Origin of the sequence: Streptantibioticus cattleyicolor NRRL 8057 = DSM 46488, from assembly GCF_000240165.1 — a bacterium.
In the GTDB taxonomy this organism is placed as follows: domain Bacteria; phylum Actinomycetota; class Actinomycetes; order Streptomycetales; family Streptomycetaceae; genus Streptantibioticus; species Streptantibioticus cattleyicolor.
Genome location: NC_017586.1, coordinates 979022 through 997378, shown reverse-complemented (window position 1 = coordinate 997378; position 18357 = coordinate 979022). Strand labels below are relative to the sequence as shown.

At 71.8% G+C, this 18357-nt stretch carries 16 protein-coding genes; 9 read left to right on the top strand and 7 right to left on the bottom strand.

Annotated elements, in window-relative coordinates; translation table 11 throughout:
- The first annotated feature begins 77 nt into the window (after positions 1 to 77).
- A complete protein-coding gene (locus SCATT_RS04135; RefSeq protein WP_014627476.1) occupies positions 78 to 2891 on the top strand; it encodes a penicillin acylase family protein in 2814 nt (937 codons plus the stop codon).
- A 46-nt stretch (positions 2892 to 2937) separates the two neighbouring features.
- On the opposite strand, the gene SCATT_RS04130 is transcribed toward SCATT_RS04135, so the two are convergent.
- Entirely contained in the window at positions 2938 to 3711 is a 774-nt protein-coding gene (locus tag SCATT_RS04130; protein ID WP_014141677.1) for an ATP-binding protein, read from the bottom strand.
- Between the two features lie 221 nt (positions 3712 to 3932).
- On the opposite strand from SCATT_RS04130, the gene SCATT_RS40565 reads away from it, so the two are divergent.
- From SCATT_RS40565 to SCATT_RS04120, 3 genes are all read left to right on the top strand, one after another.
- Positions 3933 to 4490 (top strand): hypothetical protein, encoded by a 558-nt coding sequence (locus SCATT_RS40565; protein WP_322973105.1) that lies wholly within the window; start codon positions 3933 to 3935, stop codon positions 4488 to 4490.
- Between the two features lie 8 nt (positions 4491 to 4498).
- A complete protein-coding gene (locus SCATT_RS40560) occupies positions 4499 to 5275 on the top strand; it encodes a hypothetical protein (protein ID WP_014141675.1) in 777 nt (258 codons plus the stop codon).
- A 122-nt stretch (positions 5276 to 5397) separates the two neighbouring features.
- Positions 5398 to 5973: an HD domain-containing protein gene (locus SCATT_RS04120; protein ID WP_014141674.1), complete on the top strand. Its 576-nt coding sequence runs from the start codon at positions 5398 to 5400 to the stop codon at positions 5971 to 5973.
- A 74-nt stretch (positions 5974 to 6047) separates the two neighbouring features.
- On the opposite strand, the gene cutA is transcribed toward SCATT_RS04120, so the two are convergent.
- From cutA to SCATT_RS04095, 4 genes are all read right to left on the bottom strand, one after another.
- Positions 6048 to 6377: a divalent-cation tolerance protein CutA gene (gene cutA, locus SCATT_RS04115; protein ID WP_014141673.1), complete on the bottom strand. Its 330-nt coding sequence runs from the start codon at positions 6375 to 6377 to the stop codon at positions 6048 to 6050.
- 46 nt (positions 6378 to 6423) lie between these two features.
- A complete protein-coding gene (locus tag SCATT_RS04110; protein WP_014141672.1) occupies positions 6424 to 7725 on the bottom strand; it encodes an MFS transporter in 1302 nt (433 codons plus the stop codon).
- Between the two features lie 70 nt (positions 7726 to 7795).
- Positions 7796 to 8632 carry a tRNA-dependent cyclodipeptide synthase gene (locus SCATT_RS04105; protein WP_014141671.1) on the bottom strand — a complete coding sequence of 279 codons (837 nt, stop codon included), beginning with the start codon at positions 8630 to 8632 and terminating at the stop codon, positions 7796 to 7798.
- A 384-nt stretch (positions 8633 to 9016) separates the two neighbouring features.
- A complete protein-coding gene (locus SCATT_RS04095; RefSeq protein ID WP_014141670.1) occupies positions 9017 to 10351 on the bottom strand; it encodes an alpha/beta hydrolase family protein in 1335 nt (444 codons plus the stop codon).
- A gap of 224 nt (positions 10352 to 10575) precedes the next feature.
- Between SCATT_RS04095 and SCATT_RS04090 the strand changes: the two genes are divergently transcribed.
- The 4 genes from SCATT_RS04090 to SCATT_RS04075 all read left to right on the top strand — a co-directional run bounded on the left by SCATT_RS04090 (position 10576) and on the right by SCATT_RS04075 (position 15030).
- A complete protein-coding gene (locus SCATT_RS04090; RefSeq protein WP_014141669.1) occupies positions 10576 to 11355 on the top strand; it encodes an SDR family oxidoreductase in 780 nt (259 codons plus the stop codon).
- A 109-nt stretch (positions 11356 to 11464) separates the two neighbouring features.
- Entirely contained in the window at positions 11465 to 13138 is a 1674-nt protein-coding gene (locus SCATT_RS04085) for a long-chain-fatty-acid--CoA ligase (protein WP_014141668.1), read from the top strand.
- A gap of 292 nt (positions 13139 to 13430) precedes the next feature.
- Complete coding sequence (locus SCATT_RS04080; RefSeq protein WP_014141667.1) at positions 13431 to 14030, top strand: TetR/AcrR family transcriptional regulator; 600 nt, start codon at positions 13431 to 13433, stop codon at positions 14028 to 14030.
- A gap of 16 nt (positions 14031 to 14046) precedes the next feature.
- Positions 14047 to 15030: an NADPH:quinone oxidoreductase family protein gene (locus SCATT_RS04075; RefSeq protein WP_014627472.1), complete on the top strand. Its 984-nt coding sequence runs from the start codon at positions 14047 to 14049 to the stop codon at positions 15028 to 15030.
- A 65-nt stretch (positions 15031 to 15095) separates the two neighbouring features.
- Here the strand turns inward: SCATT_RS04075 and SCATT_RS04070 are convergent, their stop codons facing one another.
- Positions 15096 to 16304: an acyl-CoA dehydrogenase family protein gene (locus SCATT_RS04070; protein ID WP_014141665.1), complete on the bottom strand. Its 1209-nt coding sequence runs from the start codon at positions 16302 to 16304 to the stop codon at positions 15096 to 15098.
- Positions 16305 to 16308: 4 nt separating this feature from the next.
- Positions 16309 to 17382: a phosphotransferase family protein gene (locus SCATT_RS04065; RefSeq protein WP_014141664.1), complete on the bottom strand. Its 1074-nt coding sequence runs from the start codon at positions 17380 to 17382 to the stop codon at positions 16309 to 16311.
- Between the two features lie 182 nt (positions 17383 to 17564).
- On the opposite strand from SCATT_RS04065, the gene SCATT_RS04060 reads away from it, so the two are divergent.
- Positions 17565 to 18329 (top strand): SDR family NAD(P)-dependent oxidoreductase, encoded by a 765-nt coding sequence (locus tag SCATT_RS04060; protein WP_041824412.1) that lies wholly within the window; start codon positions 17565 to 17567, stop codon positions 18327 to 18329.
- The last annotated feature ends 28 nt before the right edge of the window (positions 18330 to 18357 follow it).

Genomic DNA, 18357 nt, shown 5'->3' with positions numbered 1-18357 from the left:
ACATGACGACTGCTCATCTTCACCTCCGGGTGTACCGGCGGTAACGTCCGTCGCACTGCCTTCCAGGAGGTTCGGGTATGCGACGACGCTCCCTCACTCTCAGAGCAGCCGCGGCCACCGCGTTGCTCGCGCTCGGCGCCGGACTCACGGCGGCCCTTCCGCAGCAGGCCCTCGCCGACGGCACCGGCACCGACTACTGCCAGGGGCAATGCCACGACATCCTGCCGCCCGGCGAGAACGGCAACGCCACCCTGGCCGACATCCTCGCCAACCGTGCCCTCGGCACCCGACCCGCCCACACCGACGACCAACTCGCCCCCTACGCCGCCCTGAACGGCGGCTACCCCGCCCTGACCGACTCATCCCTCGGCGACTTCTTCGACGACGCCTCCTTCGGCGTGCCCCAGGACCGGATCGCCTCGGTGGACACCCCCCGCGCGGACGTGACCATCACCCGCGACAAGGCCACCGGGGTACCGCACATCCAGGGCACCACCCGGTCCGGCACCGAGTTCGGCGCCGGATACGCCGCCGCCCAGGACCGGCTGTGGCTGATGGACCTCTTCCGCCACGTCGGACGAGGCCAGCTCACCTCGTTCGCCGGCGGAGCCCCCGCCAACCAGGGCCTGGAGCAGGAGTTCTGGCGGGCCGCCCCCTACACCGAGGACGACCTGCAACACCAGATCGACCGGCTGTCCACCACCAACGGCGACCGCGGCAAGCAGGCGCTCGCCGACGCCCAGGACTACGTGGCCGGCATCAACGCCTACATCGCCAAGGCCAAACCCGGCCGCTACTTCCCCGGCGAGTACGACCTCACCGGCCACATCGACCCGATCACCAACGCCGGCACCATCGAACCGTTCAAGCTCACCGACCTCATCGCCCTCGCCTCGGTGATCGGAGCCCTGTTCGGCTCGGGCGGCGGCGGCGAGGTGCAGGCCGCGCTCTCCCTCCAGGCCGCGCAGGCGCGGTACGGCGTGGTGGAGGGCACCAAGGTGTGGGAGTCGTTCCGGGAACGCGACGACCCCGAGGCCGTCCTCACCGTGCACGACGGCCACTCCTTCCCCTACGCCGGCAAGCCCGCCGACGCCCAGGGCACCGCCATGCCGGACCCCGGCTCGGTCACCGAGGAACCGCTGGTCTACGACCGCACCGGCTCGGCCGCCTCCGCCACCCCGGCACGCACCCCGGTGAAGGCACCGGCCAGGCTCAAGCCGCTGCAAGGCGTCTTCGACCACGGCGTACTGCCGGCCAACCTCTTCCACAGCCCGAAGAAGGGCATGTCCAACGCGCTGCTGGTCTCCGGCAAGTACACCGCCTCCGGCCACCCGGTGGCCGTCTTCGGACCGCAGACCGGCTACTTCGCGCCACAACTGCTGATGCTGGAAGAACTCCAGGGCCCCGGCATCAGCGCCCGCGGCGCAGCCTTCGCCGGCCTCAGCCTCTACGTCGAACTCGGCCGCGGCCAGGACTACTCCTGGAGCGCCACCAGCGCCGGCCAGGACGTCACCGACACCTACGCCGTCCAGCTCTGCGACCCCAGCGGCGGCACCCCGGCCGAGGACGCCACCTCCTACCTCTGGCACGGCAGCTGCGTACCGATGGAGAAACTGGAGCGCACCGACTCCTGGTCCCCGACGCTCGCCGACTCCACCGCCAAGGGCTCCTACCGCATGCAGGTGTACCGCACCAAGTACGGCCCCGTGCAATACCGCGCCACCATCGGCGGCAAGCCCTACGCCTACACCACGCTGCGCAGCTCCTACCAGCACGAGGCCGACTCCATCATCGGCTTCCAGATGCTCAACGACCCCGGCTTCGTGCACGACGCCGCCACCTTCCAGCAGGCCGCCCAGCACATCAACTACACCTTCAACTGGTTCTACGCCGACTCCCGACAGATCGCCTACTACAACTCCGGCAGCAACCCGGTCCGCGCCCCGGGCGTCGACCCCTCACTGCCGGTGCTCGCCCAACCCGCCTACGAATGGCGCGGGTTCGACCCCGACACCAACACCGCCGACTACACCCCGCCGCAACAGCACCCGCAATCCGTCGACCAGGACTACTACATCTCCTGGAACAACAAGCAGGCCCCCGGCTACACCGCGGCCGGCTTCGGCGACGGCTCGGTGCACCGCGCCAACCTCCTGGACGACCGCGTCAAGCGGCTGGTACGCCAGGGCGGCGTCACCCGCGCCTCGCTCACCCAGGCCATGGCCGACGCCGCCGTCACCGACCTGCGCGGCGAGGACGTCCTGCCCGAACTCCTCGCCGTACTGCGCGGCGAACCCATCACCGACCCCCAGCTCGCCACCACCGTCCAGCAACTCGCCAACTGGGCCGGCGACGGCACCAAGCGCCGCGAGACCTCACCCGGCTCCCACACCTACGGCGACGCCGACGCCGTCCGCGTCATGGACGCCTGGTGGCCCCTGCTGGTCAAGGCCGTCTTCCAACCCGGCCTCGGCGACCCGCTCTACACCGCCCTCACCGACAACCTCACCATCGACGAATCCCCCTCGGCCGGCCACGGCCCCACCGGCTCGCACGCCGGCAGCTCCTTCCAGTTCGGCTGGTGGTCCTACCTCGACAAGGACCTCCGCGCGGTCCTCGGCCGCCCCGTGAACGGCGGCCTCGCCCGCACCTACTGCGGCGACGGCGACCTCACCGCCTGCCGGTCCGTCCTGCTCACCACCCTCGAACAGGCCGCCGCCACCCCGGCCACCCAGCTCTACCCCGGCGACTCCGGCGGCTGCGCGGCCGGCGACCAATGGTGCGCCGACTCCATCGTCCAACGCCCCCTCGGCGGCGTCACCGACGACCGCATCTCCTGGCAGAACCGCCCGACCTACCAACAGGTCGTCGAATTCCCCAGCCACCGCTGACCGCCGTGAGCGCGAGCCGCTGAGCCCCGACGCCCCCCGCCGGAGCTCACCGGCTCGCCTCACCCACGCCCCGGTACCCCGCCCACGCCCGAGCCGCCGCCACCATCGCCGCGAGCCACAACTCGTCAGGGCCCCGCCCGGCCAACCGCCGGTGCATCCTCGTCGGCCGGCTTCGTGACCTCCGTCGTTCCCGCCCGGGGCGGCGCATGGTGAGGGCTCCTGGATGGAGCACGGTGGCGTAGAGAGTGAAGAGCACGGCTGCCGCAACGGGGGCGAGGTGGCGGGCCCGGAAGTCCTCGGTCTGCTCGTCCTCGACGGGCTCGCTTCGACCGTACCGCCCCATCCCTGGCACGAGCTTCATCGGCAACCGCGTTCCGGTACGGCGGGGAAGTAAGGCGTCTTCGCCGCTGACGCCTGGGCTATCGTCCGGCTCCGGCAGCTTCATCGTGACCCACACCCTCTTCCCGGCGCCGATCGGTTCCCATCCCCACTCCTCCGCCAGGGCGGCGATGACGACCAGGCCCCGTCCGCGTTCGGCCCCGGCGGGAACGCAGCGGGGTCGCGGAGCATCCGGGCTGCCGTCGAAGACTTCGAGCAGGAGCCGCCGGTCCCGCTGACGCAGACGGATCGTCAGTGGTGTTCCACGAGCGTGCTCGACCCCGTTGGCCAGCAACTCCGAGGCCACCGAGCGGAGGTCGCCGAGAGCCGTCACATCAAGTCCATTCCAGTCGGCGACCATGCGGACGATGTGGTTACGGGCTGCCTTGATACAGGTGAGGTCCGCGGGGATGGAGAAGCGCGTACTGACTACGTAGGTCATGTCGGCTCCTGACACTTGCATTGGAGGAGGCAAACACAGTTCAGCTTCGTACGGACGTACGGTTGCGCTCGCTTCCCGCCGGAGTGGACTCCGGCGGGAAGAAGCGTTGCGGGGGATTAGGGGGGAGGGGAATATTGCCCGATGTTGCCATTTGGCTCGTGCGCTCATTGATCCGAGCGGATGCAGCTAGTTTCGAACGGGCTGGCGAAACGGAGGGCTTGATGCAGACACAGTGGTCTCACCCGTTAACCTGTCTCCGTGAGATGTACAACTGGAAGCCTGTCGAGTTCACAAAGCTGCTAGTCAAAGCTGCCGACGAGCTGGGTGAACCGATCCAGACGTCCTACCCGAACGTATACAAGTGGAAGCGTTACGGTAGGCGGCCTGAAGCCAGGGCCCAACGAGCCATCGCACGCATGATCGGAGTGCCTTTGGACCAGGTTGATCCAAAGGCGTGGCCAAAGTGGCTCCCGGTGTTCGGTGTAACTTGTCTGGACGCGCCATGGACTCCCGCGGGTACCGTGGAGGTACTAACGGATCTCGTCGGGAGCGGCCACATGGACCGGAGGGGTTTCCTCACCATCACTGGAAGCGCACTCGCAACGCTGGCGGCGAGCTGGGCCGAGGCGCCCTCAGCCTTTGCCGCTGCCGCCAAGGGTGACCGGGTGACAGACGCCATGGTGACCACCATCGAGCAGCGTGTCGTCACGCTGCGAACGTTGGATGATCAGATGGGGGAGCGCGGCTGCTGGAGTCGTCGCGCAGCGACCTCGAACTGATCACTGCCTTGCTCAAGAACGCTCGTTACTCGGATGCGGTGGGCACGCGACTGCACTGGCTCGCTGCACAAGTCGCGTACTTGACCGGCTGGATGGCCTATGACGCCGGCCTCAAGTCCGCCGGACAACAGCACTACGTTGCCGCTCTGCGATCGGCTCAAGCGTCTGGCGATGACGATCTCGGTGCCTTCGTCCTGGCGGAGATGGGCGTGCACATCTCGGAAACAGGGCAGGATGGCGAACGCGTGACGTTGGTCGAAACCGCCTTGAGCAAGGGACCGGCCAAGCTGCCGTCCTCCACTTGCTCGTTCCTGCACCTGCACAGGGCCGTGGCTCTGTCACGGCAGGGGGACCACCGTCGGGCAGCGGCAGCACTGCACCTCTCCGAGACAAGCTGGGACCGGTCGAACGGACACCGTTCGGACTGGCTGAGCTGGTATGGCGAAGGGCAGATCGCTTCCAGTCGCGGCAAGGTTCTTTTGCGCTCGGGGCAGGTGGACAAGGCAACGCGCGCTCTTGCTGACTCGATCGAGAAGGCGGTTCCTCGGGACCAAGCCGTACGCTCGGGTCGCCTGGCGCAAGCCCGGTTGGAGGGCAAGGATCTGCATGGTGCCCTCGACGCGGCCAACCGCGGGCTTGCTCTGCTTGAAGAACGAGTGTCCTCCGCGAGGGCAGTTGAGTGCCTTGCAGCCTTTTCCAGCAAGCTCGGCAGCTATAAGAAGGTACCCGCCGTCCGGGAGTTCCGTGATCGCTTGAAGGCGTTGCCGGAAGTCGCGGCAGCTTAATTTCGGCACCAGTTGGGCCCCGACTGCCGCGGTAGGGGCTCAACTACAGTCTTGGCGTGACCTCCGCCGAGGTGCGGCAACTCCTGGTAAGCGATTGACAGACGGAACCGACTGGAGGCGTCGTGCCGAAGAACGAGGAAGCCGCCGGGACTGCCGGATTCCTGCTGGAAATGGGGATGCTGAAGCGGGCCAAGCGGTCGGGCTGGTGGATTGCTGGGGTGAAGGACCCCGAGACCATCGCTGAGCACAGCTTCCGGACCGGCGTGATCGGCGCGGTGCTCGCCATGATGGAGGGGGCGGACCCGGCGAAGGTGGCGTTGCTCTGCCTGTTCCACGACACCCAGGAGACGCGGATCGGAGACATCCCGCACATCGGGCGCCGCTATCTGCAAGCGGCGTCGAACGAGCGGGTCACGGCCGACCAGGTCTCCGCGGCGCATCCCGCGGTGAAGGCGGGCGTACAGCAAGTGGTCAACGAGTACGAGACCGGCGACTCGCTCGAAGTCATCGTGGCCCATGACGCCGACAAGCTCGAATGCCTCTTGCAGGCCGTCGAGTACCGGGAGCAAGGCTGCGCGAACGTACAGCCATGGATCGACAGCAGTCTTGCCACGCTCAAGACGGCCTCGGCCCAGGCACTGGCGGAGGCCGCCCTGTGCATGGACTCCATTCAGTGGCAGCAGACTTACCTCGCCTGAGCTGACACAGCAGCGGAGGCAGGCCCGGGCCGGGTCGGCAATGGCAAAGCCCGACTGCTCCGCGAGGCCTCAGCTCACGGCCTCGTCTCGGCGCGCAGCCATGACAGGTACTCGCCGCTGCCTTCCGTGATCGGCACGGCGATGATCTCGGGGGTGTCGTAGGTGTGCACGCTCTTGATATGCGCCTCAAGCTCCGGGTAGCGGTCGGTCGAAGTCTTGTAGAGCACCCGCCATTCCTGGTCGTCCTGGACCTTGCCGTCCCAGCGGTAGAGGCTGCGGATCGGGCCGTCGATCTGGGCGCAGGCGGCGAGGCGCTCGTCGACGGCGGTCGCGGCCAGTTCGCGGGCCCGGTCCTCGGTGTCCGTCGTGGTCAGAACGGCGAGGTAGTCGTCGTCTCGCGGCATGGTCACCTTCCTCGGTCGGAGGTTGTGACGGTACCGCGAGCGGTGCCTACAGCTCCCGTTCCCGGGTTTCCGGCAGCGCCAGCACACACCCCACCGACACCAGCGCCATCGCCGTCAGGTACCACCCCACCGCGTGGGAGCCGTAGGCGGCTTGGAGGCGGGTGGAGACCAGGGGGGCCACCGAGCCTCCGAGGACGCCGCCGAGGTTGTAGGCGAGGGAGGCGCCGGAGTAGCGGACGTGGGTGGAGAAGAGTTCGGGGAGGAAGGCGCCCATCGGGCCGTAGATCACGCCCATGAGGAAGAGGGCGCCGCCGATGGCCACGGCGACGAGCAGGGGTTGCTTGGTGTCGAGGAGGGGGAAGAGGACGAGGCCCCAGATGGCCGCCGCGCCGGAGCCGGCGAGGACCAGGGTGCGTCGGCCGGCGCGGTCGGAGCGGGTGGCGGCCAGCCAGGTGCCGGCGGCCAGGAAGACGCAGGCGACCATGGACAGCCCGAGCATCGTGCCGCGCGCCAGCTTCAGCGTTCCGGTGGCGTAGGCCAGGCAGTAGGTGGTGGCGGTGTAGAACAGGCCGTAGGCCACCACCATGCCGCCGGCGCCCAGCAGGAGTTCACGCGGGTGGCGGCGGAGTACGTCGGCCACCGGCACGCGGCCCGCCTCGTTGGCCGCCATGGCCCGGGCGAAGACCGGTGTCTCGCTGATCTTCAGCCGTACGAAGAGCCCCACCGCGACCAGGACGAAGGAGAGCAGGAAGGGGATCCGCCACCCCCACGAGGTGAACGCGGCGTCGCTGAGGCAGCCGGAGAGCACCCAGAAGATCCCGGTGGCCGCGAAGAAGCCGACGGAGGGCCCCAGTTGCGGGAAGGCCGCGTACAGTCCGCGGCGGCGGCCCGGCGCGTGCTCCACCGCCAGCAGCGCGGCACCGCCCCACTCGCCGCCCAGCCCGATCCCCTGGGTGAACCGGAGCACCACCAGCAGCACCGGCGCCGCCGCCCCCCACGTCCCGTACCCGGGCAGCGCCCCCACCAGCGCGGTGGACAGCCCCATCAGCAGCAGCGAGACGACCAGCACCGACTTGCGTCCCACCCGGTCCCCGAAGTGTCCGAAGAGCACCGACCCCACCGGCCGCGCGACGAACGCCACCGCGTAGGTGGAGAACGAGGCGAGCGTGGCGTTGAGCGGCGAGAGGTTGGGGAAGAAGGCGTGGTTGAGTACGAGGGCGGCAGCGGTGCCGTAGATGTAGAAATCGTAGAATTCGATGGCGGTTCCGACGAAACTGGCCACCGCCACCCGTCGCAGGCTCTCCGCCCCGCCGGTCGCCGCTTCCTGGGGTGCAACGTCCTCGATCACGCTGGGCACACTCTCACGGGGGTGCGCCGGGTAGTCAATGGGTGGGACGCGTTGTCTCGCGGGCTGGACGTTACGTCACCGGCTGGATCAGGGCGTACCCCTGCTCGCGTGGCGGGCGCAGCGGGCCGGGGCGGGTGAAGAGCAGATCGGCGACGGGCACCGGCTTGTGGTAGAAGCACAGCGACGAGGAGACCCCGAACAGCTCGGCGGAGCCGATGAAGAAGGGGAGTTCGGCGGTGAGGTACTGGATCCCGGCCTCGGCCTGGGCGGCGGACGGGGTGACCCCCTTGAGCTGGGAACGCAGCGCCGCGCGGCTCATCGCCAGGCACTCGGCGTACAACTCGGGGTCGAGGCGGAGCGCGTGCTCCACCCGCAGCCGCAGCGCGCGGTAGGCCGGGTTGGCGGTGAGGTCGGAGAGCAGGTGGACGTGGGCGTCGCCGGAGAGCGGTACGCCGGCCTCCCGCCATGAACGCAGGACGCGGCTGCGGGCGGTGGCCGCCTCGCGGTGCGCCTTGCCGTCCGCGTGCGCCGGTTGGTACCCCGCGGCCAGCAGGTTGTCGCGGTAGGAGGAGTCCGGGATCACCACGTCGAGCTGGGCGAACCGTCCGCTGAGCCAGCGCAGCAGGGCGCGCAGTATGTCGCCGCGGAAGTAGCTGTTGCCGAGGCTGACGCCGACCACGGCGTGTTCGCCGGCGTCGACGACCCGGGCGCAGTTGGGGGTCAGGGGGCGGCAGTTGAAGTCGCCGGAGCGCATCGCGGGCACCGGGGCGGTCGCGGGGGCGGGCTCCGGGGCGGGGGCAGGGGCAGGGGCCGGCGCGGTGAGCGAGGCCGTCCCGGCCGCCGGCCGCGCCTGGACCGTCCCCGGCCGGACGCCGGCGGCGGTGGGCCGATGACCGTTGTCGTGCATGCTCTTGCCCCTCTGTGCACTCGACCGCGCGAACCTCGGCGGTCCCCCGAGTGCTTCCCCGGAGCCGCGGTGGCGCATCGTCACCTTGAGGGCGCGTAGGGGCACGCCCCGGCGCGAATGACTCGGCCGACCATATGACAAGGCCACCGTTGACCAGCGCCGTCCCGGCCCCGGGTCCCTTGACCCCTCCGGGTCCCTGACCTCTCCGGGTCCCTGGCGCCCCCGGGCGTCCCGCGCCCCCGGGGCCGCTGGCGTCCCCGCCCCGGTGCCCTGCCCCCCAGGGCCGTCGCGCCCCTGGGGTCCCGGCGCCCCGGGGTCTCGACCCCCGGCGCCCGACCCACCGGGGTCCCCCCTCGGGGGCGCGCCCCCGCCCCGGAGGCCCCCTCACGGGAGGATGTGCCCCGCCCGCAACACCACCCTCGCCAACTCCGCGTGGCAGATGTCCATGTGCGCGCCGATCGGCGGGTGGCCGCGCCGCACCACCGCGCCGGCGTCCACGCTGACGTGACCGCGCGCCGGGAACGGCCGGCCCGAGCGGGGCGCGGTCTCGGCCAGGGTGAGCCGTACCCCGGCCGGTCCCTCCCGCAGCCCCTCGTGGCCGACGGCGCCGGGCGGCTCGGGCTCGCCGGGCAGCCGGGAGGCCGCCGGGTACAGCGTGCCGAGCGCGTCGTCGTACGTGGAGTGGCAGGCCACCAGCGGACCGTCCACCCGCCGGTGCAGTCCGCGCAGCACGCCGTCGGGGCCGAACGCCGAGACGGACAGGGCGCCTTGGAGGAGCACCAGCGAACCGGTGGCCGGCGCCGCGGCCGGCAGCGCGCGCTGCGCGAAGCACACCAGCCGGGCGCCGTAGCTGTGGCCCACCAGGTGGATCCGGGTGCCGGGGGCGGCGGTGGCCAGCCGGGCCAGCACCGGGGCGAGCCCCGACTCGCCGACCGCGCGCGCGTACCCCTTCGTACGGTGGTACGTGGCCTGCCGCAGCAGTTCGCGGGCGCCGCTCCACAGCCGGACGAACGGGGGCGGGCCGTCGCCGGGTTCGGAGTCGGCCTCCTCGTCGGGTTCCGGGGCGGCCGACGGGACGGTCTCGGCGCCGGTGGACTCCAGCGCGTCGGCGAGCCGGGTGCACACGGTGACCGGGGCGCCGTCCAGCAGCACCGGACGGGCGCCGCTGGCCCGCCGGTCGGCGGCGGCCACGTGGTCGCCGGCGTCCGCCAGCCGCCGGGCCAGGGTGCAGAACTCGGCCAGCCGCTCGGTGCTCTCGGCGCGTTCGCGCAGCAGTATCGCCATCCGGTGCAGATCGCGCACCGCCTCCGGGAAGAACGCCAGCAGCGCGTCGAGGGTGACCTTGTCCAGACCGCGCTGGATGGCCAGGCGCGCGGTCTGCTCACTGAGCCGGGTCGGGGTGTGGTCGGGGATGGGCTCGTCGGCGAAGCGCAGGGCGGGCCAGAAGACCCCGGTGTAGCCGACCCGGGGGGCGGGGCGGCCGGCCGCCCGGGCGTGCGCGGGGGCTCGTTCCAGCAGGGCCGGGAAGGGGGTGAAGAAGCGCCGGTGCAGCCGGGTCGCGGAGGAGTGGTCGTTGTTCCAGCCGTGGGCGAAGACGATCAGATCGGTGACCCCGGTCGTCGCCACCCCGCGCAGCAGCCGGTCGCGCTGGCCCGGATCCGGGCGCGCGTCGGTGCCGAAGGAGAGTTCCCAGTACGGATCCACCCCGATTCCCGTCATGGCCGGTCCCTTCGAAGCCTGGGGTGGACATCATCACCGAAGGAGACGACGGCGGCCAGGGTGCCGGTTGCGGTTTCCGGTGCGCCGGGGCCTTCCGCAACGCTTACCAACCGCTTAGTATGCCGAGCGGGCGGCGAATCCCCGCGCGGACCGGGCGTTCGCGGGGTGGGGCGCGGCCGGCAGTGCAGACCACGGGGGCCGATGCCGAGCGGAGGGACGCCAGCGTGGGCGCGTACCAGGACAGACGGGTCTTCGTCACCGGAGCGGGGCGCGGCATCGGCGCCGCCCTCGCCCGCCGGTTCGCCGCCGAGGGGGCCGCCGTCGCCGTCAACGACCTCGACGCGGACGCGGCCCAGCGCACCGCCAAGGAGAGCGGCGGTCTCGCCCTGCCCGGCGACGCCGCCGCGCCCGACGAGGTTGCCGCGCTGATCGACCGGGCCGAACACGACCTCGGCGGCGGCATCGACGTCTACTGCGCCAACGCCGGGGTGGGCACCGGCGGCGGACCGGAGGCCCCGGAGGCCGACTGGGCGCTGGCCTGGGAGGTCAACGTGATGGCCCACGTGCGGGCCGCGCGGGTGCTGGTGCCGCGCTGGCTGGAACGCGGCGGCGGCCGGTTCGTGGCCACCGTCTCCGCGGCCGGTCTGCTCACCATGGTCGGCGCCGCGCCCTACTCGGTGACCAAGCACGCCGCGCTCGCCCACGCCGAATGGCTCTCGGTCACCTACCGGCACCGCGGCATCGCGGCGCACGCCGTCTGCCCGCAGGGGGTGCGCACCGACATGCTCGCCGCCACCGGGCAGACCGGGCAGATCGTGCTCGCCCCCGGCGCCATCGAGCCGGAACGGGTCGCCGACGCGGTCCTGGACGGCATCGCCGCCGAACGCTTCCTGATCCTGCCCCACCCCGAGGTCGCCGGTTACTACACGGCCCGGGCCACGGATCCGGACGCGTGGCTCGCGGGCATGAACAAGCTCCAGCGCAAGGTGGAGGACGGACGGTGACCGGGCGCACCGTCGCACCCGCGCGGCGGCCGAAGGCGGCCCGCCACCGGAGCGGCGGCGAAACGGACGAGCGCACCGGCAGCGAAACGGACGAGCGAGGAAGGGCGCGATGATGCGCTACGAGGACAAGCCCTGGCTGCAGCACTGGGACGCCGACCAACTCGCCCTGGCGGCGCCGCCGCCCACCCCGCTGCACGCCTTCCGCGCGTCGGCCGCCGCGGCCCCCGAGCGGGTCGCGATCGCCTACTTCGACGGCAAGTTGACATACCGTCAGGTCGGCGAGCTGACCGACGGCCTCGCCCGCCATCTGGCCGGGCGCGGCTTCCAGCGCGGCGACCGGATCGCCGTGGTGCTCCAGAACACCCCGCAGTTCGTGCTCGCCGTGCTCGGCGCGTGGAAGGCCGGCGGCATCGTGGTGCCGGTCAACCCCATGTACAAGGAGCGCGAGATCACCCACGTGCTCACCGATGCCGAGGTCACCGCGATCGTCTGCCACGAACGGGCCTGGGAGTCCTACCTCCGCAAGACCACCGAGGGCTCACCGGTGCGCATCGCGCTCACCGCGAGCGAACTGGACCTCCAGACCCGCAACGACGAACGGGTCCTGCGCGACCTCGGCCGGGTGCGTGCCACCGACGCCGACGACCTGCTCACGGTGGCCCGCGCCGCCGCCGGCCCGCCGCCCGCCGGCCGCGACCTCACGGCGGACGACATCGCCCTGATCAGCTACACCTCCGGCACCTCCGGGGTGCCCAAGGGCGCCACCAACACCCACGGCAACATCGTCTACAACGCCTACCGCCAGGCGCGGCTGCTCGCCCTGCCGGACGACTCGGCGATCTTCGCGCTGGCCCCGCTGTTCCACATCACCGGCATGGTCTGCCAGTTGATGGCCGCGCTCACCGGCGGCAACAGCATCGTGTTGGCCTACCGCTTCGAGCCCGGCGTGGTGCTCGACGCGATCCGGGAGCACCGCCCGGCCTACATGGTCGGGCCGTCCACCGCCTACATGGCGCTGATGGCCCGCCCGGACGCCACCGCCGAGGACTTCGCCTCGTTCCGGATGCTCAGCTCGGGCGGCGCCCCGCTGCCGCCCGCCGTGGTCGAGCGGTTCCGCGAGCGCTTCGGCCACTACATCCGCAACGGCTACGGGCTCACCGAGTGCACCGCGCCCTGCGCCAGCGTCCCGCCGGGCCTGGAAGCCCCGGTGGACCCGGTCTCCGGCACCCTGGCCGTCGGCATCCCCGGCCCCGACACGGTGGTGCGCATCGTGGACGACGCGGGGCGGGACGTCCCGTTCGGCGAGCCGGGGGAGATCGCGGTGCGCGGCCCGATGGTCGTCCCCGGCTACTGGCGGCGCCCCGAGGAGTCCACGGCCACCATGCCCGACGGCGAACTGCGCACCGGCGACATCGGCTTCATGGACACCGCCGGCTGGCTCTACGTGATCGACCGCAAGAAGGACATGATCAACGCCTCCGGCTTCAAGGTCTGGCCGCGCGAGGTGGAGGACGTCCTCTACACCCACCCCGCCGTCCGGGAGGCCGCGGTCGTCGGCGTCCCCGACCCCTACCGCGGCGAGACGGTACGGGCCTACGTGAGCCTGCGCCCCGGCACCGAGGCGTCGCCGGACGAGATCATCGCGTACTGCAAGGACCGGCTCGCCGCCTACAAGTACCCGCGCTCCGTCGAGGTGGTGCCGGAACTGCCGAAGACCACCACCGGCAAGATCCTGCGCCGCGAACTGCGCGCCGCGGCGGCCGGCGGGGACGCCGTGAACTGATCCTGGGCCCTGTCGTCAAAATCTCGCCTGCCCCGCGGGGTCCGGCACGCGCGCTCGCGGCGTTGTCGGTCGTCGGCGCAGCCCGCTGCGCTCTCCTCCCTCCGCCTTGCGATCACACGCCCCCAGAGCTTCGCCTGGGGGGACCCCCGTAGACCCCGCGGGGCACCGCCCTCCGGGCGGCCCGGCGATCTTTTGACGACAGGACCCAGATGCCTACCGGTCGGTATCCTGTCCGGCGATCCGGCACACAAGGCACCGCGTGAGAACCGGCACGCGAGGAAAGGCACCGGCCATGGCACAGGCCAGTACGACGAAGGCGACGGCCGCGGTTCCCCGGCGGCTGCTCGCCGAGGCCACCCGGCTCTTCGCGGAGCGCGGGTTCGACCGCACCTCGGTCCAGGAGATCGTGGAGGCCGCCGGGGTGACCAAGGGCGCGCTCTACCACTACTTCGGCAGCAAGGACGATCTGCTGTACGAGGTCTACGCCCGCGTCCTGCGGCTCCAGACCGAACGCCTGGAGCAGATCGCGGCGGGCGCCGACGACGTCGCCGGACGCCTCCACCGGGCCGCCGCCGACGTCGTCGTCACCAGCATCGAGAACCTGGACGACACCAAGATCTTCTTCCGCTCGATGCACCAGCTCAGCCCCGAGAAGCAGAAGGCCGTCCGCGCCGAACGCCGCCGCTACCACGAGCGGTTCCGCGCGCTGGTCGAGGAGGGACAGTGCACCGGTGTCTTCCGGTCGCAGCTCCGTCCCGACCTGGTGGTGGACTTCTTCTTCGGCTCGGTGCACCACCTGGGCACCTGGTACCGCGCGGACGGACCGCTCACCGCCGATCAGGTCGCCACGGAATTCGCCGATCTGCTGCTGTATTCGGTACGGCGGCCCTGAACCCACGGAGAACGTTGTGAAGGCATGGCGCGTGCACGAGACCGGGGAGCCGCGCGAGGCGATGCGCCTCGATCAGGTGGCCGACCCCGTCCCCGGCCCCGGTGAGGTGCTGCTGCGGGTACGGGCGGCCGGGGTCAACTTCCCCGACGCGCTGTTGTGCCGCGGCCAGTACCAGGTGCGTCCGCCGCTGCCGTTCACCCCGGGGGTGGAGCTGTGCGGTGAGGTCGTGGCGACGGGCGAGGGCGTGGCCGCCCCGGCGGTGGGTGAGCGGGTGATCACGCCGGCCGCGCTGCCCGGCGGTGCCTTCGCCGAGTTGGCCGTCGTCCCGGCCACCGGGGTCTTCCCCGCGCCGCCGGCGCTGGACGACGCCGAGGCCGCCGCCTTGCACATCGGCTACCAGACCGGCTGGTTCGGGCTCCACCGGCGGGCCGCGCTCCAGGCCGGCGAGACGCTGCTGGTGCACGCCGCGGCCGGCGGGGTCGGCAGCGCCGCCGTCCAGCTCGGCAAGGCGGCCGGGGCCACCGTGATCGGCGTGGCCGGCGGCCCGGAGAAGGCGGACCAGGCACTCAAGCTCGGCTGCGACATCGTGGTCGACCGCCACCGCGAGGACTTCGTCGCCGTGGTCAAGGAGGCCACCGGCGGCCGGGGCGCCGACGTGGTCTACGACCCGGTGGGCGGCGAGGCGTACACCAGGTCCACCAAGTGCGTCGCCTTCGAGGGGCGCATCGTGGTCGTCGGCTTCACCAGCGGCACCATCCCCGCCCCCGGCCTCAACCACGCCCTGGTCAAGAACTACTCGATCCTCGGGCTGCACTGGGGGCTGTACAACACCCACGACCCGGCCGCCGTCCGCGCCTGCCACGCGGAACTCACCCGGCTCGCCGCCCAGGGCGCCGTCAAGCCGCTGGTGAGCGAGCGGGTGCCGTTCGACCAGGCCGCCGAGGCGGTGCAGCGTGTGGCGGACGGGACCACCACCGGCCGCCTCGTCGTGGTCCCCTGACGGGACGCGAAAACGGCGCCCGGTCCGCGTGGTGCGGGCCGGGCGCCTTCCGTATCGCCGCCGGGTCAGGCGTACTTGCGCAGTTCGCGGCGGGCCAGCGAGCGCTTGTGCACCTCGTCCGGGCCGTCCGCCAGGCGCAACGTGCGGGCCGCCGCCCACAGTTCGGCCAGCGGGAAGTCCTGGCTGACCCCGCCGGCGCCGTGCGCCTGGATCGCCCGGTCGATGATGCGCTGCACCGCGGCCGGGGTAGCGATCTTGATGGCCTGGATCTCGGTGTGCGCGCCGCGGTTGCCGACGGTGTCCATCAGCCACGCGGTCTTCAGCACCAGCAGCCGCAACTGCTCGATCTCCACCCGGGCCTCGGCGATCCACTCCCGGATCACGCCCTGCGCCGCCAGCGGCCTGCCGAACGCGGTACGCGCCACCACCCGCCGGCACATCAGCTCCAGCGCCCGCTCGGCCATCCCCAGCAGCCGCATGCAGTGGTGGATGCGGCCCGGCCCGAGCCTGGCCTGCGCGATGGCGAAGCCGCCGCCCTCCTCGCCGATCAGGTTCTCCACCGGCACCCGCACGTCGGTGAAGACCACCTCGGCGTGGCCCCCGTGGTCGCCGTCGTCGTACCCGAACACCCGCATCCCGCGCCGGACTTCGACCCCGGGGGTGTCACGGGGGACCAGCACCATGCTCTGCTGCCGGTGGCGTTCGGCCGACGGATCGGTCTTGCCCATCACGATGAAGATCGCGCAGGCCGGGTTCATCGCGCCCGAGATGTACCACTTGCGACCGTTGATGACGTAGGAGTCGCCGTCGCGCTCGATCCGGGTCTCGATGTTGGTGGCGTCCGAGGAGGCCACGTCGGGCTCGGTCATGGCGAACGCGGAGCGGATCTCCCCGGCCAGCAGCGGGTTGAGCCACTGCTTGCGCTGCGCCTCGGTGCCGAACTCGTTGAGCACCTCCATGTTCCCGGTGTCCGGCGCCGCGCAGTTGAGGGCGGGCGGCGCCAGATGCGGGCTGCGGCCGGTGATCTCGGCGAGCGGTGCGTACTGGAGATTGGTCAGCCCGGCCCCCCGTTCACCGGGCAGGAACAGGTTCCACAGGCCCCGCGACCGGGCCTCGGCCTTCAGCTCCTCGACCACCGGCGGCGGCGACCAGGGGTCGGCCGCCGCGGCCCGCTGCTCGGCGAAGACCGGCTCGGCCGGCAGCACGTGCTCGTCCATGAAGGCCAGCAGCCTGCCGCGCAACTCCTCGGTACGGGCGTCGTATCCGAACTCCATGGCGTCACAGCTCCTTGTCGAGGATGGTCAGGCCGCGCTCGATGAAGACCGGGACGAGCTGCCCGATCCGGTCGAAGCCGGCGCCCACGGTCCGGCCGAGGGTGAAGCGGTAGTGGATGCCCTCCAGGATCACCGCGAGCTTGAAGTAGGCGAAGGCGGTGTACCAGGAGATCGCCGAGGTGTCGCGGCCGGAACGCTCCGCGTAGCGCTCGACCAGCTCGGCCGGCGAGGGGTGGCCGGGGGCGTCGCCCGCGGTGGAGACCGGGGAGTCCGCGATCGGCAGCGGCGCGCTGTACATGGCCAGCAGGCCCAGGTCGGTGAGGGGGTCGCCGAGGGTGGACATCTCCCAGTCGAGCACCGCCCGCACCGCGCCGTCGGTGCCGATCAGCACGTTGTCCAGCCGGTAGTCGCCGTGCACCACGGTGGGCTCGGGGGAGGCGGGCAGCGCGGCGCCGAGCGCGGCCTGGAGCGCGTCGATGCCGGGCAGGTCGCGGCTGCGGGAGGCGGCCAGTTGCTTGCCCCAGCGCCGCAACTGCCGCTCCAGGAAGCCCTCCGGGCGTCCGAAGCCGGCCAGCCCGGCCGCCTCCGGAGCCACCGCGTGCAGCTCCACCAGGGTGTCCACCAGCCCCAGCACCACCTCCCGGGTGCGCTCCGGGCCGAGGGCGGCGAGCTGGCCGGCGGTGCGGTAGGCGGTGCCGTCCACGAACTCCATGACGTAGAACGGCGCGCCGAGCACCTCCTCGTCCTGGCAGAGCAGCACCGGCTCGGGGACCGGGACGGCGGTCGGGTGGAGCGCGCTGATGACCGTGAACTCGCGGCCCATGTCGTGCGCGGTGGCCAGGACGTGGCCCAGCGGCGGGCGGCGGACCACCCAGCGCGCGGTGCCGTCGGTCACCGCGTACGTGAGGTTGGACCGGCCGCCCTCGATCAGCCGGGCGGTCAGCTCCCCGGCGACCAGTCCGGGGCGCTCGGCGTCCAGGTGGGCGCGGAGCCGGACCAGGTCGAGCCCCGGCGGGTCGCCGCCGTCCGGTACGGGCTGCCCGGCCGCGCCCGGGGCCGGCTTCACGGTGTCCTCCATGCGCTGCTCCTCAGAGCTCGGATCGCGTTCACCAGGCCATCATGCCGACCAGTCGGTATGCCGTCCAGAGGGCGCCGCCGCCGGGAACATTCCTGGAACGTGTTCTCAGTCGCGGCGGTATCCGCTACCTTCGTCACGGCCGCTCACCAAGATCGGCACAATACTGGAGGAATGGGAGCGTGATGAACCGTTTCGACGGGCGCAAGGCGCTGGTCACCGGGGCGGGCTCGGGCATCGGGCAGGCCACCGTGGCACGGCTGCTCGACGAGGGCGCCGTCGTCGTCGGCGCCGACATCGACGAGGACGGCCTCAAGGCGACCGCGGCCCGCGCCGCCGACGCCGGCCACGCCGCCCGCCTGACCACCGCCGTCCTCGACGTCTCCGACGAACGCTCCGTCCAGGAGGTCGTCGGCGCGGCGATACCCGGCCTCGGCGGGCTGGACGTCCTGGTGAACGCGGCCGGGATCCTGCGCGGCTCGCACACCCACGAGACGTCGCTGGAGCTGTGGAACACGATCATCGGCACCAACCTCACCGGCACCTTCCTGGTCACCCGGGCCGCGCTGCCCGCCCTGCTGGAGACCGGACGCGGCGTGGTGGTCAACTTCAGCTCCACCTCGGCCTCCTTCGCCCACCCCTACATGGCCGCCTACTCCGCCAGCAAGGGCGGCATCCAGTCCTTCACCCACGCCCTCGCCCTGGAGTACAGCAAGCAGGGCCTGCGGGCCGCCTGCGTCGCGCCGGGCTCCATCCGGTCGGCCATGACCGCCGACCCCAAACTCCCCGCCGACGCCGACTGGTCCCTGCTGGCCAAACTCGCCCCGGCGATCGGCGACGGCTTCGCCCCGCCGCAGACCGTGGCCGGCGTGGTCGCCATGCTCGCCTCCGACGACGGCGCCTTCATCACCGGCACCGAGATCCGCATCGACGGCGGCACGCACATGTGACCGTCCACCACCGACCCGAGAGGCGGGA

Bases quoted from the DNA above. Each gene is read 5' to 3' on its own strand.
- SCATT_RS04135 (WP_014627476.1), top strand. From the start codon at position 78: ATGCGACGACGCTCCCTCACTCTCAGAGCAGCCGCGGCCACCGCGTTG.
- SCATT_RS04130 (WP_014141677.1), bottom strand. From the start codon at position 3,711: ATGACCTACGTAGTCAGTACGCGCTTCTCCATCCCCGCGGACCTCACC.
- SCATT_RS40565 (WP_322973105.1), top strand. From the start codon at position 3,933: ATGCAGACACAGTGGTCTCACCCGTTAACCTGTCTCCGTGAGATGTAC.
- cutA (WP_014141673.1), bottom strand. From the start codon at position 6,377: ATGCCGCGAGACGACGACTACCTCGCCGTTCTGACCACGACGGACACC.
- SCATT_RS04105 (WP_014141671.1), bottom strand. From the start codon at position 8,632: ATGCACGACAACGGTCATCGGCCCACCGCCGCCGGCGTCCGGCCGGGG.
- SCATT_RS04095 (WP_014141670.1), bottom strand. From the start codon at position 10,351: ATGACGGGAATCGGGGTGGATCCGTACTGGGAACTCTCCTTCGGCACC.
- SCATT_RS04085 (WP_014141668.1), top strand. From the start codon at position 11,465: ATGATGCGCTACGAGGACAAGCCCTGGCTGCAGCACTGGGACGCCGAC.
- SCATT_RS04080 (WP_014141667.1), top strand. From the start codon at position 13,431: ATGGCACAGGCCAGTACGACGAAGGCGACGGCCGCGGTTCCCCGGCGG.
- SCATT_RS04070 (WP_014141665.1), bottom strand. From the start codon at position 16,304: ATGGAGTTCGGATACGACGCCCGTACCGAGGAGTTGCGCGGCAGGCTG.
- SCATT_RS04065 (WP_014141664.1), bottom strand. From the start codon at position 17,382: ATGGAGGACACCGTGAAGCCGGCCCCGGGCGCGGCCGGGCAGCCCGTA.
- SCATT_RS04060 (WP_041824412.1), top strand. From the start codon at position 17,565: ATGAACCGTTTCGACGGGCGCAAGGCGCTGGTCACCGGGGCGGGCTCG.